Source organism: Xanthomonas vesicatoria ATCC 35937 (genome assembly GCF_001908725.1).
GTDB lineage: Bacteria > Pseudomonadota > Gammaproteobacteria > Xanthomonadales > Xanthomonadaceae > Xanthomonas > Xanthomonas vesicatoria.
Window position 1 is genome coordinate 4,011,719 of sequence record NZ_CP018725.1, and the last position, 15,701, is coordinate 4,027,419.

The following is a 15,701-nucleotide window of genomic DNA, read 5'->3' on the forward strand; positions in this document are numbered from 1 at the left end:
CACGGCCGGCGCTAGGAAGCTCCTCGTCGGGCGGATTCGGGATGAACATGCATAAGGCCTCGCCCGGGGTGACCGCTTGTGCGCCTTGCTGAGGCTGCGCGCAGCCAGCCAGGCCGATCGAAAGCGAAAACATGGCGCCGTACAGCGCCCGCGGGCCTGCTCGTGGGAGGCACATGACGGTGTTCCATTGGACAGAGCCTGCAATCTAGGCGCAGGCGCACACCGGCGGGCGGCGTCAATTCGCTTCCGCATGCAGTGCTGCGCACCACAGCACGCCGACTAGCAGGCAGGCGATCGCGGCCAGCTCCAATGGCGTGGGCAGCCGCATTTCCCAGGCAAAGCCGTACAGCAGCGCAAACACGGTTTCGAACACGATCATCTGCCCGACCAGGGTCAGCGGCAGGACGCGGCTGGCGCGGTTCCACAAGGCATTGCCGATCACCGATGCCAGAACGCCCAGCAGCAGCGAGACGCCCCAGAAACTGGCCCAGTCGATCGCTGCATGCGCGGCGCCGCCGATCAGCGCCGCCGGCGCCAGCAACGCGGCCAGTGCGCCGGTGACCACGCCGGTCAGCAGCGACCAGTCGCCACCGGAGAGGTCGGGGCGGCGACGTAGCCAGCGCGCATTGGCGATTGAATAGGCCGACCACGAGACCAGTGCACCGACCGCGCACAACAAGCCGGCAATACGGGTGAGGCGGTCGCTTGCCTGTTGCCCGGAGTCGTCCTGTACGGTGTCCAGCGCGACCAGCGCTACGCCGATGACGCACAACACGCACGGCGCAGCGAGCCGCCGTAATTGCACTGCGCCGGCCGCGCGCGTGCCGATGATGGTGACCACCACCGGCAGCAGCCCGATGATCAGCGCCGTGGCCGCGCTACCGGCCCATTGCACCGCGCTGCCGAGCAAGACGTAATAAATCAGATTGCCCATCAGGCTCAGACGGACTAGCGCCCACCATTCGGCGCGGCCCAGGCGCGCAGCCGTTTGTCGCGCGCGCGGTGCCAGCACCAGCGCGGCCACCGCGCCATACGACAGGTAACGCGCCACCGCCAATTGCAGTGGGGTAAACGCCGACAACAGCTGCGGTGCCAGAAACACCAGCCCCCACAACGCACCCGCACCGATGCCGCAGGCCACGCCCATTGTCAGGCGCTCACGCATCGTGTTTCTCCTTCCTGCCATGGACTGCAGCGTGCAGTGCAGTGCGGTATTGATCAAGCGCGCCGATCACACGCCTGCTCGCCGCCATGGGATGGTTGTGTGTCGCGATGAACCCGTCAACGCAGTGCGCCCATCAGCAGCATGCTCAATGCGACCTGGCGTTCCTGTAGGCGGTCGTTCGATTGCCCGCGTCATGCCGCATGCACGGGTGCATGTCGTGGCCAACGACGCCGCAGCGATCAGTAGTCGGATGGCCACAAGCCAGTTGTTCGAACAAGGTGGCGAACGATTCCAGCCGCCCATAAAAACAATCGGCGACGCCTGCCTTGTCGCAAGCGTCGCCGACCTGTTTGCCGCGATTACTTGGCCCAGGTATCGCGCAAGGTCACGCTGCGGTTGAACACCGGCGTGGCCGCACTATGGTCGCGGCGGTCGGCGACGAAATAGCCGGTACGCTCGAACTGGAACGCCTGCTCCGGCGTCGCCTGCGCGGCAGACGGCTCTACATACCCGCGCACGCTGCGCTTGGACTCGGGGTTGAGGTAGTCGCGGTAGGTTTTGCCTTCGGATTCGTCGTCGGGCTTTTCCACCGAGAACAGGCGGTCGTAGAGGCGGATTTCCGCTTCCACCGCATGCGCAGCGCTGACCCAATGGATGGTGCCTTTGACCTTGCGGTTGGCGCCCTCCATACCCGGGCGCGATTCCGGATCCAGCCAGCCGTGCAGCTCGACGATCTCGCCGTCGGCGTTCTTGATCACCTCATCCACGCGTGCAATGCCTGCGCCGCGCAGACGGATTTCGCCGCCCGGCACCAGTCGCTTCCAGCCCTTGGGCGGAACCTCGGCGAAGTCTTCGCGCTCGATCCACAGTTCGCGTGCGAACGGCACCTCGCGCGTGCCGAAGCTCTCATCCTTGGGGTGATTGGAAAACTGCAGTGTCTCGGTGTGGCCCTCAGGCAGGTTGGTCAGCACCAGCTTGAGCGGGTCGATCACCGCCATGCGGCGTGCTGCGGCGGCATCCAGATCCTCGCGCAGGCAACCTTCCAGCACCGAGAAATCGATCAGCGAATTCTGCTTGCTGATGCCCACGCGGTCCACGAACAGCCGCATCGCCGCCGGCGTGTAGCCACGGCGGCGCAGGCCCTGCAGCGTGTACATGCGCGGGTCGTCCCAGCCGTCCACCAGCTGTTCTTCCACCAGCGCGGTGAGCTTGCGCTTGCTCATTACCGTGTAGTTGATGTTGAGGCGCGAAAATTCGATCTGACGCGGCTTGGCGGCTTCGCGCGGCAGGCCCTTGTCCAGCAGCGGCTGCAGCAGTTCCGGATGACCGGCCAGGTCGACCTTGTCCACGCACCAGTCGTACAACGGGCGATGGTCTTCGAATTCCAGCGTGCACAACGAGTGGGTGATGCCTTCCACCGCATCGCCCAGCGAATGCGCGAAGTCGTACATCGGGTAAATTGGCCAGGCGTTGCCGGTGTTCTGGTGCTCCACATGCTTGATGCGGTACAGCGCCGGGTCGCGCAGGTTGATGTTGCCGCTGGCCATGTCGATCTTGGCGCGCAGCGTGCGAGCGCCATCCGGGAATTCGCCGGCGCGCATGCGGCCGAACAGGTCCAGGTTTTCTTCGACGCTGCGCTCGCGGTACGGCGAATTGCGACCCGGCTCGGTCAAGGTGCCGCGGTATTCGCGCACCTGCTCTGCGCTAAGGTCGCAGACGAAGGCGTGGCCGTCGCGGATCAGCTTCAGCGCGGCCAGGTAATACACCTCGAAATAGTCCGATGCGTGACGCAGCTGCGCCCACTCATAGCCCAGCCAGCGCACGTCGTCCTGGATGGCGGCCGCGAATTCGGGGTCTTCCTTGGCCGGGTTGGTGTCGTCCAGGCGCAGGTTGCACAGCCCGCCGAACTCCGCCGCCAGGCCGAAGTCCAGGCAGATCGCCTTGGCATGGCCGATGTGCAGGTAGCCGTTGGGCTCGGGCGGGAAGCGGGTGCGGATGACCGTGTGCTTGCCGCTGGCCAGGTCCTCGCGAACGATCTGGCGGATGAAGTCTTTCTTCTCCGCCGGGGCGGTGGCGTCGGTGGCTGGAATCTCGGACATGCGGGGCATCGGCAATAGGTAAACCGCAAGTTTAGGCGGTGGCACCGGTTAGGGGTAGGCGGCGGGAGGTGTTGCGCGCTCGGCTGGTGCTTTCTACTGCGGATCGAACGCCGGCTGGCCCTTTGGCCAGTGCCACCAGCGCTGCCATGGGCATCCTCGAGGCCGCTATTGGCCGCAACGTGTGACGGTCGGTGGCGCGGTCGCGGTCGCGGCCGCGCCGTCGCGTGAAGGAACGGTGGCAGCGTCAGATCGGCCACCGCTGGCGGTCGCCGGCCCCGACGCGTACGCTGCGCCGACCCTCTGCAGCGAGCAGCGCATGCCTTTGCCCCGCCTGGTGATCGGCGACAAAACCCTGTCTTCGTGGTCGTTGCGGCCGTGGTTGCTACTGCGGCATTTCCAGGTGCCGTTCGACGAAGTCTGCCTGCCTCTGGACACGCCCGAGTTCCAGTCGCGCATCGCCGGGTATTCGCCTACCCGCAAGGTGCCGGTGCTGTGGGACGGCACCCTGCATGTCTGGGATTCGCTGGCGATTTGCGAATACATCAACGAACGCTGGCTCGACGGCCGCGGCTGGCCGGCCGATCTGGCGGTGCGGGCCCAGGCGCGCGCGGCCGCGGCCGAAATGCATTCGGGCTTTGCTGCCTTGCGCTCGCAACTGCCGATGGATCTGGCCCGCCCGCCCGGTCCGGGGCAGTGGGATGCGGCGGCCGAGCGCGACATCACCCGCATCCAGGCGTTGTGGGCCAGCCTGCGCGCCGAGCACGGGCATGCCGGAAACTTCCTTTGCGGTGAGTTCGGCATCGTCGATGCGATGTACGCCCCGGTTGCATTGCGCTTTGCCAGCTATGGCGTCCCGCTGTTCGAGGCCGCCGGCGATTACCTGGCCGCCCTGGATGCGCTGCCGGCGCTGCGCGAATGGCGCAACGGCGCCGAGCGCGAACGTGCGGAGCGTGGCTGAGATGCAGATCGCCTATCGCGCCAGTCACATCATCGACGCGCATCTGGCCAAACACGCGCTGGAAGATGCCGGCATCACCGCCTTCGTGTTCGGTGAGTCGCTGCTGGGCGGCGCCGGCGAATTGCCGGCCTTCGGTGTGCTGCAGGTGTGCGTGGCCGACATCCATCTGGGCCAGGCGCAGGCGGTGCTGGCCGAGATCGGCCTGTGCGGGCAGGTCACCCGCGCGCTGTAGGGTTGAAGCACCCCAGCGCCAGTCGTAGGAGCGCACCCGGGCGCGATGAAGCCTTGCCGATAAACGTCACGTCGCGCCCAGGTGCGCTCCTACCACGCCCGGGCATCATTCCGGTTGACGCCATCCTGGCGGCGCCGCCTCTGGCGCGGCCAGTGCGCGCAAGCGTTTGAACAGCACCGTGGTTTCGGCCACGTTCCAGACCCGCAGCGCGACCTCGAAGGTGTCCAGCGGCTTGGTCAAAAAGTCCTTGGCGCCCAGGCCCAAGGCACGATGACGCGCGCTGCGGCTGGGGTCGGCGGTGAGCACGATGACCGGCAAAAAATGCTCCGGGTCGGACAACCGCGCCAGCTGTTCCAGCAGCGCATAGCCGTCCAGCTCGGGCATCTTCAGATCCAGCAGGATCAGGTCCGGCGCGAACGCCGATACCAATCCCATCACCCGCAGTGGATCGGTGGTGGCGATGACCTGCTGGAAGCCTTCGCGCTGCAGCAGGTCTTCGAGCAGCCGCACGTTGGCCGGCTCGTCGTCGACGATAAGGATGCGGGAGCCGAGGATTTCGTCGCGGGTCATGCCAGCAGCCTGTCGATCACGGTGAAGAATTCCGCCACATCGAGCGGTTTGGTCAGATACGCGCGCACGCCCTGATCGCCCACGCGCGCCAGGGTGGCGGTGGTGGCATCGGCGCTGATCACCACCACCGGCAGCTGCGCCGTGGTTGGCTGCGCCTGCAGCTCGCGCAACAGCTCCTCGCCGTTGCCGTCGCTCAGGTGCAGGTCCAGCAGGATCAGGTCAGGCAAACCGTGCTGCAGCAGCTCGCGCGCCTGCGCCAGGCTGGCTGCCTCCAGCAGTTGCCATTGCGGGCGGCGCTCGGTGAGCGTGCGGATCAGGGCCTGGTTGGACGGGTTGTCTTCGATGCTCAGCAAGCGGCACACGCCGCTGCCGCTGGTACTGGGCGGCAACAGCGTGCGCGCCGGTTCGCCGCGCTGCGGTTCGCCCTGCGGCAGCGAGATCCAGAAGCGCGCACCATCGCGGCTGCTGTCCACGCCGATCTGCCCGCCCATCGCCTCGATCAGCTTCTTGCTCAGCGCCAGCCCCAGGCCGGTGCCTTCCACCGCCGAGCGTTCGGCGCCCAGCCGCTCGAACGGCGTGAACAGACGCTGGATCTGCGGCGGCGTCAGCCCCTGGCCCTGATCGGCCACGGTGATGCGCACCTGCTCGCCGTCCGCCTGTGCGCTCACCTGCACATTGCCGCCGGGGCGATTGAACTTGACGGCATTGGACAACAGGTTGAGCAGCACCTGACGCAGACGCTGGGCGTCGGCGCGGACTGTCCACGCGCCTTCGATGGCTGGCGGCTGCAGGTGGATGCCATGCTTTTCGGCATCCGGTGCGATCAGGGCCAGCGCTTCGTGCACCGCCGCGTCCACCGGAACCGGCTCCGGGCTCAGATCCAGCTGGTCGGCCTCGATACGTGCGATATCCAGCAGTTCGGTGATCAATCCGAGCAGATGCCGACCGGCGCCGAGAATGTGCTGCAGATGACGGCGGTGCCCGGGTTCGGGCAGATCCATCTCCAGCACCTGCGCATAGCCCAGGATCGCATTGAGCGGGGTGCGTAGTTCGTGGCTGCTGCGGGAGAGGAATTCGGTCTTGGCGCGATTGGCGGTTTCGGCCTCGCTCCGCGCGAGCTGGGCTTCGGCCGCGCGTGCAGCCAGCAGTTCGCTGGCCTGCGCCAGGCGCTGCCCGACCTGGCCCAGTTCGTCGCCCGCGCGGGGCTGGGGGGCCAGCGGCAGGCCTTCGCCGAGCCGGTCGGCATTGGCGGCCAGCGTGCGCAGGCGCCCGGACAGCGCCGAAGCGAACCAGGCCACTGCAAAGACCGCGCCCAGGCCGCCGAGCATTGCCGCGCTCAGGGTGATGATCAGATTGCGCTGCCGCAAGCCTTGCGCTTTTGCAGTGCGCACCTGCAACTGTGCCGTTTCGTAATCGCGCAGTTCGCGCAGTTCCGCGCGCAGGATGTCGAGCTTGTATTTGCCGTCCCACAGCTGCCGGATCTCTTCCTCGCGGCTGAGGTCCGGCGCCAGCAGACGACGCCAGCCCTGCATCTTCTCGGCGAACAACGGTTTGATGCGCGCAAAGCGCTTCGCCTGCACCGGGTCGGTGATGCGTTGCGAAAGCCGATCGGCCACCGGCTGCAGGCGTGGTTCGGCATAGCGATATGGGGTCAGGAATTCATCGCGGCGCACCAGCCGGTACCCACGCACGCCGGCCGCGGTTTCCGCCAGCAGCGCGTGCGCTTCGTACAGGTCGCTCAGCACTTCCAGGGTTTGGCGCACATCGTTTTCGGCGGCGATGTTCTGCCGCTCCACGCTGTAGATCGCCATCAGCGCGACGGCCAGCAACAGTAGTGGCAGGGTGACCACCGCCAGGCTCTTGCGGGTGATCGGCCAATCATTCCAACGCACCGCCATTGCAGTCATAGCGCGAGTCCGGCTTGCACCGCGTACACCGCGGCCTGGGTGCGATCTTTTACCTCAAGTTTCTGCAGGATGCGTTCGACATGCACTTTCACCGTGCCGGGAGAAATCCCCAGTTCAGCTGCAAGCGTCGCGTTGGTGAGTCCGCGTGGCAGCAGCGACAGTACCTGTTTTTCGCGCTTGCTCAGCGCGCTTAGGCGGTCGTCCTGCATCGGTTTGCGCCGACGCGTGGCGATCGGCTTGGCCGGTTCGGCCACCATCGCCGGCAGCAAGAGTGCAAAGGCCTGCAGCGCCTGCACGTCGTCGTTGCCGGGCGCGGGGCGGTTGTCGTTCCAGGCCACGCAGAGCATGCCGTGGGTTGTGCCCAGTGCATGGATCGGCACCTTGGCTTCGCGCATATCGCTCGGGCGCGGCGGCATTAGCCAGGCCGCTTCGTGGCCATCGCCGGCCGCACTGGCACCGGGCGGCAACGCCCGCCCGCGGCTGGCAAGCACCTGCGCGCGCGGACCGCGCTGGGCGAGGACGGCGCCATGTTCCAGGCCCAGCAACAGCAGTACGCGGCCCAGCACCGCATCGCAAGCGTGCTCCGGTGTGTGCGCCTGACGCAGCGCCACGGCCGCCTCCCATAACGCCTGCCAGCGCGCGCTATCGGATGCCTCGCGTCGCAAGCTCAGGCGCCAATCTCCAGCATTGGTAGGGGTTTCCATAAGTTCCCTCTAGGCCGATCAGCATATTCGAGTATATGCCAGTCGGCAGAATTGTTGGGGCAGTGGGATTTCGATACTGAGCTCGCCCGATGAGGCACCCACAACAACCCAACGGAGATATCCCATGCGTCGCACCCTGTTCTCTCTGGCTTTGGCTCTGGCTGCCACCCCGGCGCTGGCCGCTGGCGTGATGCATTACACCGAAAAGGCCACCTTGCCGGCTGGCGGCGAAGAGCGCGAAGTCGCTGCGCTGTTCGACACCTGGAACGCCGCGCTGGCGACCGGCAACCCGCACAAGGTGGCCGATCTGTACGCGCCGGACGGCGTGCTGCTGCCGACCGTGTCCAACGAAGTGCGCGCCTCGCGCGAGCAGATCGAAAAGTACTTCGAGATGTTTCTGACCAAAAAGCCGAAGGGCGTGGTCAATTACCGCACCGTGCGCGTGCTCGATGACGACAGCGCGGTGGACGCCGGCGTGTACACCTTCACGCTGACCGACAAAAACGGCAAGAAAAGCAACGTGCAGGCGCGCTACACCTTCGTGTACGAAAAGCGCGACGGCAAGTGGCTGATCATCAACCACCACAGCTCGGCGATGCCCGAAGTGGACACGCGAGCGGCAGTCGCCAAGACCAAGTAAGTGCTGCATCGGCGACGCGCGCTGGCCGGGCAGGCTTGAAAGCTGCTGCGGCCGGCGCCATCCAGCAGGCAATCCTTACGATTGCGGAGTTGCACCATGCTGGGAATCGGCGCCTTCAAACAACGCATGCCACGTCCGGGCGAGGCACTGCCTGGCCGCGAGCAAGCGCTGCCGTTGCATAACACGCACCTGATCAACGGCCACCCGTTGCGCGGGGAATTCACCGGCCTGGCCCAGGTGCAATTCGGGCTTGGTTGCTTCTGGGGCGCGGAACGCAAGTTCTGGAACGTGCCAGGGGTGTACACCACCGCGGTGGGCTATGCCGGCGGCGAGACACCCAATGCAACCTACTCCGAAGTGTGTTCCGGACAGACCGGCCATACCGAAGCGGTGTTGGTGGTCTACGACGAAGCGTCGGTGTCGTTTACGCAGTTGCTGCGCACGTTCTGGGAAAGCCACGACCCCACTCAGGGCATGCAGCAAGGCAACGATGTCGGCACGCAATACCGCTCTGCCATCTATTGCACGACGCAGGCGCAGTACGACGCGGCACTCGCCAGCCGCGATGCCTATCAGCAGCAGCTGGATGCTGCAGGGTATGGCGCCATCACCACGGAGATCCGTTTCCCGGCGCCCACGTTCTACTACGCCGAAGACGATCACCAGCAATATCTCGCCAAGCACCCCAATGGCTATTGCGGGCTTGGCGGCACGGGAGTGAGCTGCCCGATCGGGCTGGATGCCTGACGGAAAGGCGGGCCGGATTGAAACGCTGCCAACCACGTGATCGTGGCAGCGCGCCGATGGCCAACAGTGGCCGGCAGCGTTATCACGATCAGGCAGCGCATGGGAGTGCATGCCAGGCAACTTGAATGGCTACGTCGGAGACGACGTGGCCATCTTTTTTTGTGCGGTGTTGGCGCGGTGTGTCCGTAAGGCGGATCGGCCCAGCGAAGTTGCGCAGCGAATCAGTGGTGGAGAGTGCATGCTGCGAACACTGCACAAAAAGGGGTTCATCGCCGTACCGAACCGGCTCAATGCGGTGGATCACTGCCGGTGAATCGCTGCGGCCAACGGCACGCAGGCCCAGTTAGGCAATCAGCACGGCGAGTCGATGCAGCGCATCAGCACGGCGTGCCTGGAGCCGTTGGATTACACAAATTCGCCGGCAAACATGCCGCGCAACTGTGCCAACGTGTCGGTGCGCTCTGGATGCAATAGCCGCATGCACGCCATCGCAAAACCCACCGGGCTGGTGCCAGGCGCGGTGATGACGCCATCGGCGCTGACGACCTTTTCATGGCGGTAGTGTGCTGCGCCTGCATAGGGCACCACGTGTTCCTGCAGAAACGCCAGCGCGTTGCTGGTATGTGCGCGGTCGTCGAGCAGGCCCGCATAGGCGAAGGCGAGGGTGGCGCCGCAGATCGCCGCGACCGGACGCTGCTGCTGCACGCGCTCGACCAGCAGGCCGCTCAGGCCTGGAATCTCGCCGGCTTGCCAGCGTTCGCTGCCTGGCAGAATCCATAGATCAGCCTCGAGTGGCGCCAGATCCGAGAGTGCGAATTCCGGCGTGATGCGCAGGCCGCCGATGGACTGCACCGGCTGCCCGTCGATGCTGGCAATGGCCACCTGGTCGCCGAACCACTCACGTGCCGCCGGCAGCACGACACCGATTTCCCAGTCGGCCACGCCGTCGACCATCACCACTGCAATGTTTGCCATTGTCCGCTACGTCAGTTGAGGTTTCCGGATTCTAGGCAGTGCGCGCGCGGCGATTGTAAGCAGGGTGTGGAGACGCACAGGGAATGGACGGCATTGCGGCCCGGTCCATCGGCTTCTTTTACCTACAGAATCCTGTGAGATACGCGGGGTAGGGGCGAATGACAACGAGGTGCGACACAGACGCAGTGTCGATCAGTTCCGTCGGGTTAGCTGCATTCCCCCAAGCGATGGCGTGGGCCAGCGCTAGACACGGGCGTGAACCAACGGCAGTAACGCGCTGGCGTTGCGTCGGATACGCGGATCATCGTGTCCCCCGCAGGCTTGAACACCCCGCTGCGATCTCCGCGGCAGCCCCGAAAACGACAACGCCCGCAGCATCGGCTGCGGGCGTCGCTGGTCGCATCTGGTCGCTAAGACGATCAGCCGGCGAGCTTGTCGGCGATGGTCTTGCGCAGGGCCTGCAGATCCTTGGCGAAGGTGTCGATGCCGCCGGCCAGCTTTTCGGTGGCCATCGGGTCGGCGGCCAGGTCGGTGGCGAAGCTGTCGCTGTTGATCGGGGTGATCTGTGCGTTGTCCGCTTTGGCCGGCGAGAGCTTACGCGGCAACTCGCCGTGTTCGGTGTCGAGCTTTTCGAGCAGATCCGGCGAGATGGTCAGGCGGTCGCAGCCGGCCAGCGCTTCGATCTGCGCAGTGGAGCGGAACGAGGCGCCCATCACCACGGTGGACGAGCCGCGCCGCTTGAACTCGTCGTAGACGGTGCGCACGAACACCACGCCCGGGTCTTCGTCGATGCTGGCCGGCGTCTGGCCCTGGGCAACGTAGTAATCCAGGATACGGCCCACGAACGGGGAGATCAGGAAGACGCCGGCTTCTGCGCAGGCGAGCGCCTGCGAGCGGTTGAAGATCAGCGTCAGGTTGCAGTCGATGCCTTCGCGCTGCAGCTGACGGGCGGCTTCGATGCCTTCCCAGGTCGCCGCGATCTTGATCAGGATCTTGTCCTTGGACACGCCACGCTCGGCGTACATCGCAATGAATTTGCGTGCCTTGGCGATGGTGGCCTGGGTGTCGTGGGCCAGGTCGGCGTCCACTTCGGTGGACACGCGGCCCGGGACCAGTTCGGCCAGCTTGACGCCCACGCCGATGGTCAGGCGGTCGGCGACTTCATGGACGGTGGCGGTGCGATCGTCGCCGCCGTGCTCGCGGCCCCAGGTCAGTTCGCGTTCGATCAGGTCGTCATAGACCGGCAGGTCCAGCGCCTTCTTGACCAGGGTGGGGTTGGTGGTGCAATCGACCGGCTTCAGTCGCTTGATGGCGTCGTAATCGCCGGTGTCGGCGACCACCACGGACAGGTCGCGCAGTTGGGCAAGCTTGGAGGGGGATGCAGTCATGCGGGTTCTCTCGAATCGTGGAACGGGTCGGGGATGACGCAGCGCGCTACGTTAGCGCGCCACGCGCTGGAAGTCGCCAGTGGCAGCGGGTTGATCTTGCACGGCCGTCACGCGCAGGCGCAGGTCGCGCCCGTCAGGCGTGCGCCAGTCGATGCTCTGACCGACCGACAGGCCAAGCAGCGCACTGCCGACCGGCGCAAGCACCGAGATGCGGCCGTGCTGCACATCGGCCTCGTGCGGGTACACGAGGGTGAGCGTATGCCGTTCGCCATGCAGTTGGTCTTCGCATTCGATGCGCGAGTGCATGGTGACGACATCGCCGGGAATCTGGTCGGGCGGCAGCAGGCGTGCGCGGCCCAGTTCATCGCTCAGCGCGGTGGCGGCGGGATGTTTGTTGAACGCGGGGGAATCTAGCAAGGCTTCAAGCCGTGCGAGGTCGTGGCTGGAGACAAGAATGGATGGCGGCAAGCCGCTGTGATGTTGCGAAGTCATGGCACTCTCCTGACGAATACGGCCCACCAACACGGCAAGCGGCATCGACAAGATGAGGGCGCCGTTGCCCGATCCCAATACATGCCGCGCCCGCGGAAAGTGCGTTGACGTGTCCCAAGCCGGCGCGCCTTTTTCAGGGGCTGGCGTGAACAAAGCGACCAAGCGAGCGCTGCGAGAAAATTCCAAGGGCACAGATGGCAGATCGCGCGCCGCGCAGGTAAGCCACCAGACGGCGGGCGGCACGGTTGAATCTGCCACTGAGCAAAACGAAAGCTTAAAAAACAAAAGGCGTCGCTTCCGCGCCGCCGATGTTTGCTGTCCTACGGACGTCGCAAAAAGCGATCACATCCATGAAACGCTTTTGCGAATCCCGAATCCCGAATCCCGAATCCCGAATCCCGAATCCCGAATCCCGAATCCCGAATCCCTAAGCCGCAACCGCTTTAGGGCCTGCTACAGGCTGCTCCAGCGTAAACAAGCTGTCCGGCAATTCCTTGAACAACTGCGACAGCTGCTCCAGGAAAGCGGTCATGGCCGAGCTGCGACGCCATGCCATGGCAATACGGCGGCTGGGTTGCTTGTCTTCGCGGAAGCGGATCAGACGGATATTCTCCGAGCGCGCCACCGGCGGTTTGACTGCCAGCAACGGCAGCAGGGTCACGCCGACATTGGCGGCCACCATCTGACGCAGTGTTTCCAGGCTGGTGGCCTGGAATTCAGACTTTTCCAATGCGCCGGCCAAATGGCAGACATCCAGCGCCTGTTCGCGCAGACAGTGGCCGTCTTCCAGCAGCAACAGGCGCTGCTCGGACAGATCGTCCAGGGTCATGCTGTCATGGCGCGACAGCGGGTGGCCTTCCGGCACGGCCAGTACGAAGGGTTCTTCGAACAGGAATTCGGCATGCAGCTGGTCGTCCTGCAACGGCAGCGCCAGCAAGGCAGCGTCCAGCCGCCCTTCGCGCAGCTGATGCATCAGTTGATCGCTTTTCTCTTCGATCAACAGCAGTTCCAGGCGCGGAAACCGCTCGCGGATGCGCGGCACCACATGCGGCAACAGGTACGGTGCCAGGGTGGGAAAGATGCCCAGCCGCACGGTGCCCGCTTCCGGGTCCTGGCTGCGCCGTGCGGCTTCCTTCATCTGTTCGACCTCGGCCACGATGCTGCGCGCACGCACGGCAGCTTCCCGGCCGGCCGGGGTCAGCATGACCTTGCGCGGCGCGCGTTCCACCAGCGACACGCCGAGCTCGTCTTCGAGTTTCTTGATCTGGGTGGACAGCGTCGGCTGGCTGACGAAACATGCCGTCGCAGCACGACCGAAGTGCTTGTGGTCGGCCAGGGCTACCAGATATTTCAGGTCACGCAGATTCATGTGCAGCAGCCCTCATGGCGTTGACGATGGACGACGGACGCGTACAGCCAGCTTAGCGCCCGGCCGGGCCGGGCGTTGGCGGTCGCTGCGCTTATGCGGCCTGCGCGACGTTCTCGGGGCTGACCGGGGCGCTGGAGCGGATCAGGTAATCAAATGCGCTCAGGGCGGCCTTGGAACCTTCGCCCATCGCGATCACGATCTGCTTGTACGGCACCGTGGTGGCGTCGCCGGCGGCGAACACGCCCGGCACGCTGGTCTGGCCACGGTCATCGACGATGATCTCGCCGCGCGGAGACAGCTCCACCGTGCCACGCAGGAACTCGGTGTTGGGCAGCAGGCCGATCTGCACGAACACGCCTTCCAGTTCCACATGCTGGCTGTCGCCGCCGGTGCGGTCGGTGTAGACCAGTCCGGTGACCTTCTGCCCGTCGCCCAGCACTTCGGTGGTCTGCGCACTGGTGATGATGCGCACGTTGTGCAGGCTGCGCAGCTTGCGTTGCAGCACCTCGTCGGCGCGCAGCTTGTCGTCGAATTCCATCAGCGTGACATGCGCCACGATGCCGGCCAGATCGATCGCCGCTTCCACACCGGAGTTGCCGCCGCCGATCACCGCCACGCGCTTGCCCTTGAACAGCGGGCCGTCGCAATGCGGGCAATAGGCCACGCCCTTGTTCTTGTACTGGTCCTCGCCCGGCACGTTCATCTGCCTCCAGCGCGCACCGGTGGACAGGATCACGGTCTTGCTCTTGAGCGAGGCGCCATTGGCCAGCTTGATTTCGATCAGGCCATCGGCACCGGCCGGCACCAATTGCTCGGCACGCTGCAGGTTCATGATGTCCACGTCGTACTGGCGCACGTGCTGCTCCAGCGCGGCGGCCATCTTCGGGCCTTCGGTTTCCGGCACGGAGATGAAGTTTTCGATCGACATGGTGTCCAGCACCTGCCCGCCGAAGCGTTCGGCGGCCACGCCGGTGCGGATGCCCTTGCGTGCGGCATACACTGCCGCTGCCGAGCCGGCCGGGCCACCGCCCACCACCAGCACGTCGAAGGCATCCTTGGCGGCGATTTTTGCGGCATCGCGCTTGGCGGCATTGGTATCGAGCTTGGCGACGATCTGCTCCAGCGTCATGCGGCCCTGGTCGAACAGTTCGCCGTTCAAGTACACCGTCGGCACCGACATGATCTGGCGGGTTTCGACCTCATCCTGGAACAGCGCGCCATCGATGGCGACATGCTTGATGCGGGGATTGAGCACGGCGGCCAGGTTCAGCGCCTGCACCACGTCCGGGCAGTTCTGGCACGACAGCGAGAAATAGGTTTCGAACTGGTAATCGCCGTCCAGGTGCTGCACCTGCTCGATCAGCTCGGCAGTGGCCTTGGACGGGTGGCCGCCCACCTGCAGCAGCGCCAGCACCAGCGAGGTGAACTCGTGGCCCATCGGCAGGCCGGCAAAGCGCAGCGAGATGTCCTGGCCCGGCGTGGTCAGCGCGAACGACGGCTTGCGCTGGTTGTCGTCGCGGTGGACGTCCAGGCTGATCTTGTCCGAGAGCAGCACCAGGTCTTCCAGCAGGTCGAGCATCTCGCGCGCAGCCGGGCTGTCGTCGATGGACGCATTGATCTGGATCGGCCGCGTGACCCGTTCCAGGTAGGCGGTCAGCTGGGTCTTGAGGTTGGCATCCAACATGGAGAACTCCTGGGAATGGGCAAGGGGAGGGCGTGGCGCCGCTGCGCATGCGCAGGTCGCCTGGGGAGGAAGGGATGAACCGCAGCCGGCGCGAGGTGAGGATGCGTGCTGGCGATGCCTGGCGGGCAGCCCGGCACCGGCTCCGGTTCACCCCCGGCCCGATGGACCGGGCCAGGGATGCGCGGCGGCTTAGATCTTGCCGACCAGATCCAGCGACGGAGCCAGGGTCTTGGCGCCTTCCTTCCACTTGGCCGGGCAGACCTGGCCAGGATTGTTGGCCACGAACTGGGCTGCGGTCAGCTTGCGCAGCGTCTCGGTGACGTCGCGGGCGATCGAGTTGTCGTGGATTTCCAGGGTCTTGATCACGCCTTCCGGATTGATGATGAAGGTGCCGCGCAGGGCCAGGCCTTCTTCTTCAATATGCACGCCGAACGCGCGGGTCAGCTTGTGGGTCGGATCGCCGATCAGCGGGAACTGCGCCTTGCCCACGGCCGGCGAGGTTTCGTGCCACACCTTGTGCGAGAAGTGCGTGTCGGTGGTGACGATGTAGACCTCGGCGCCTGCCTTCTGGAACGCGGCATAGTTGTCGGCGGCGTCTTCCACTTCGGTCGGGCAGTTGAAGGTGAATGCGGCCGGCATGAAGATCAGCACCGACCACTTGCCCTTCAGGCTGGCCTCGGTGACTTCGATGAAGTTGCCATTGTGGTACGCATTCGCCTTGAACGGCTGGACCTGGGTGTTGATGAGAGACATTGAGTTTCCTCGTGCGAT

Annotated in this window: 15 protein-coding genes; 4 read left to right on the forward strand and 11 right to left on the reverse strand. The window is 65.4% G+C overall.

Annotation, left to right across the window (positions count from 1 at the left end; translation table 11 throughout):
* Window positions 1–235 precede the first annotated feature (235 nt).
* Window positions 236–1,165: a DMT family transporter gene (locus BJD12_RS17380; protein WP_005994145.1), complete on the reverse strand. Its 930-nt coding sequence runs from the start codon at window positions 1,163–1,165 to the stop codon at window positions 236–238.
* 359 nt (window positions 1,166–1,524) lie between these two features.
* The gene (locus BJD12_RS17385; protein ID WP_042828201.1) at window positions 1,525–3,264 is read right to left on the reverse strand and encodes a glutamine--tRNA ligase/YqeY domain fusion protein; all 1,740 of its coding nucleotides are present in this window, start codon (window positions 3,262–3,264) and stop codon (window positions 1,525–1,527) included.
* Between the two features lie 316 nt (window positions 3,265–3,580).
* Between BJD12_RS17385 and BJD12_RS17390 the strand changes: the two genes are divergently transcribed.
* A complete protein-coding gene (locus BJD12_RS17390) occupies window positions 3,581–4,222 on the forward strand; it encodes a glutathione S-transferase family protein (protein ID WP_039420931.1) in 642 nt (213 codons plus the stop codon).
* Between the two features lies 1 nt (window position 4,223).
* Complete coding sequence (locus BJD12_RS17395) at window positions 4,224–4,454, forward strand: putative signal transducing protein (protein WP_039420933.1); 231 nt, start codon at window positions 4,224–4,226, stop codon at window positions 4,452–4,454.
* A 105-nt stretch (window positions 4,455–4,559) separates the two neighbouring features.
* On the opposite strand, the gene BJD12_RS17400 is transcribed toward BJD12_RS17395, so the two are convergent.
* Genes BJD12_RS17400 through BJD12_RS17410 form a run of 3 tightly spaced genes read right to left on the reverse strand, consistent with a single transcriptional unit; the run spans window position 4,560 to window position 7,635 of the window.
* The gene (locus BJD12_RS17400; protein ID WP_005994153.1) at window positions 4,560–5,024 is read right to left on the reverse strand and encodes a response regulator; all 465 of its coding nucleotides are present in this window, start codon (window positions 5,022–5,024) and stop codon (window positions 4,560–4,562) included.
* Window positions 5,021–6,931, reverse strand: a complete 1,911-nt coding sequence (locus BJD12_RS17405; protein WP_005994155.1) for an ATP-binding protein — start codon at window positions 6,929–6,931, stop codon at window positions 5,021–5,023. Before BJD12_RS17405 ends, BJD12_RS17400 begins: the two co-directional genes overlap by 4 nt.
* On the reverse strand, window positions 6,928–7,635 hold the full coding sequence (locus BJD12_RS17410; RefSeq protein ID WP_005994157.1) for a helix-turn-helix transcriptional regulator: 708 nt from the start codon (window positions 7,633–7,635) through the stop codon (window positions 6,928–6,930). Before BJD12_RS17410 ends, BJD12_RS17405 begins: the two co-directional genes overlap by 4 nt.
* 124 nt (window positions 7,636–7,759) lie before the next feature.
* Here BJD12_RS17410 and BJD12_RS17415 point away from each other — a divergent pair, with 124 nt between their 5' ends.
* Both BJD12_RS17415 and msrA read left to right on the forward strand, forming a co-directional pair.
* A complete protein-coding gene (locus BJD12_RS17415; protein WP_005994158.1) occupies window positions 7,760–8,275 on the forward strand; it encodes an SgcJ/EcaC family oxidoreductase in 516 nt (171 codons plus the stop codon).
* Window positions 8,276–8,371: 96 nt separating this feature from the next.
* The gene (gene msrA / locus BJD12_RS17420; protein ID WP_005988868.1) at window positions 8,372–9,022 is read left to right on the forward strand and encodes a peptide-methionine (S)-S-oxide reductase MsrA; all 651 of its coding nucleotides are present in this window, start codon (window positions 8,372–8,374) and stop codon (window positions 9,020–9,022) included.
* A gap of 405 nt (window positions 9,023–9,427) precedes the next feature.
* On the opposite strand, the gene BJD12_RS17425 is transcribed toward msrA, so the two are convergent.
* The 6 genes from BJD12_RS17425 to ahpC form a co-directional block, all read right to left on the reverse strand.
* Window positions 9,428–9,997 (reverse strand): type 1 glutamine amidotransferase family protein, encoded by a 570-nt coding sequence (locus BJD12_RS17425; RefSeq protein WP_005988866.1) that lies wholly within the window; start codon window positions 9,995–9,997, stop codon window positions 9,428–9,430.
* A gap of 419 nt (window positions 9,998–10,416) precedes the next feature.
* Entirely contained in the window at window positions 10,417–11,385 is a 969-nt protein-coding gene (gene tal / locus BJD12_RS17430; protein WP_005988865.1) for a transaldolase, read from the reverse strand.
* Between the two features lie 51 nt (window positions 11,386–11,436).
* The gene (rnk, locus tag BJD12_RS17435; RefSeq protein ID WP_042827651.1) at window positions 11,437–11,877 is read right to left on the reverse strand and encodes a nucleoside diphosphate kinase regulator; all 441 of its coding nucleotides are present in this window, start codon (window positions 11,875–11,877) and stop codon (window positions 11,437–11,439) included.
* A gap of 427 nt (window positions 11,878–12,304) precedes the next feature.
* On the reverse strand, window positions 12,305–13,246 hold the full coding sequence (locus BJD12_RS17440; RefSeq protein WP_005988861.1) for a LysR substrate-binding domain-containing protein: 942 nt from the start codon (window positions 13,244–13,246) through the stop codon (window positions 12,305–12,307).
* Between the two features lie 91 nt (window positions 13,247–13,337).
* On the reverse strand, window positions 13,338–14,930 hold the full coding sequence (ahpF, locus tag BJD12_RS17445) for an alkyl hydroperoxide reductase subunit F (protein ID WP_005988859.1): 1,593 nt from the start codon (window positions 14,928–14,930) through the stop codon (window positions 13,338–13,340).
* Window positions 14,931–15,119: 189 nt separating this feature from the next.
* Complete coding sequence (gene ahpC, locus BJD12_RS17450) at window positions 15,120–15,683, reverse strand: alkyl hydroperoxide reductase subunit C (RefSeq protein ID WP_003488826.1); 564 nt, start codon at window positions 15,681–15,683, stop codon at window positions 15,120–15,122.
* Window positions 15,684–15,701 lie beyond the last annotated feature (18 nt).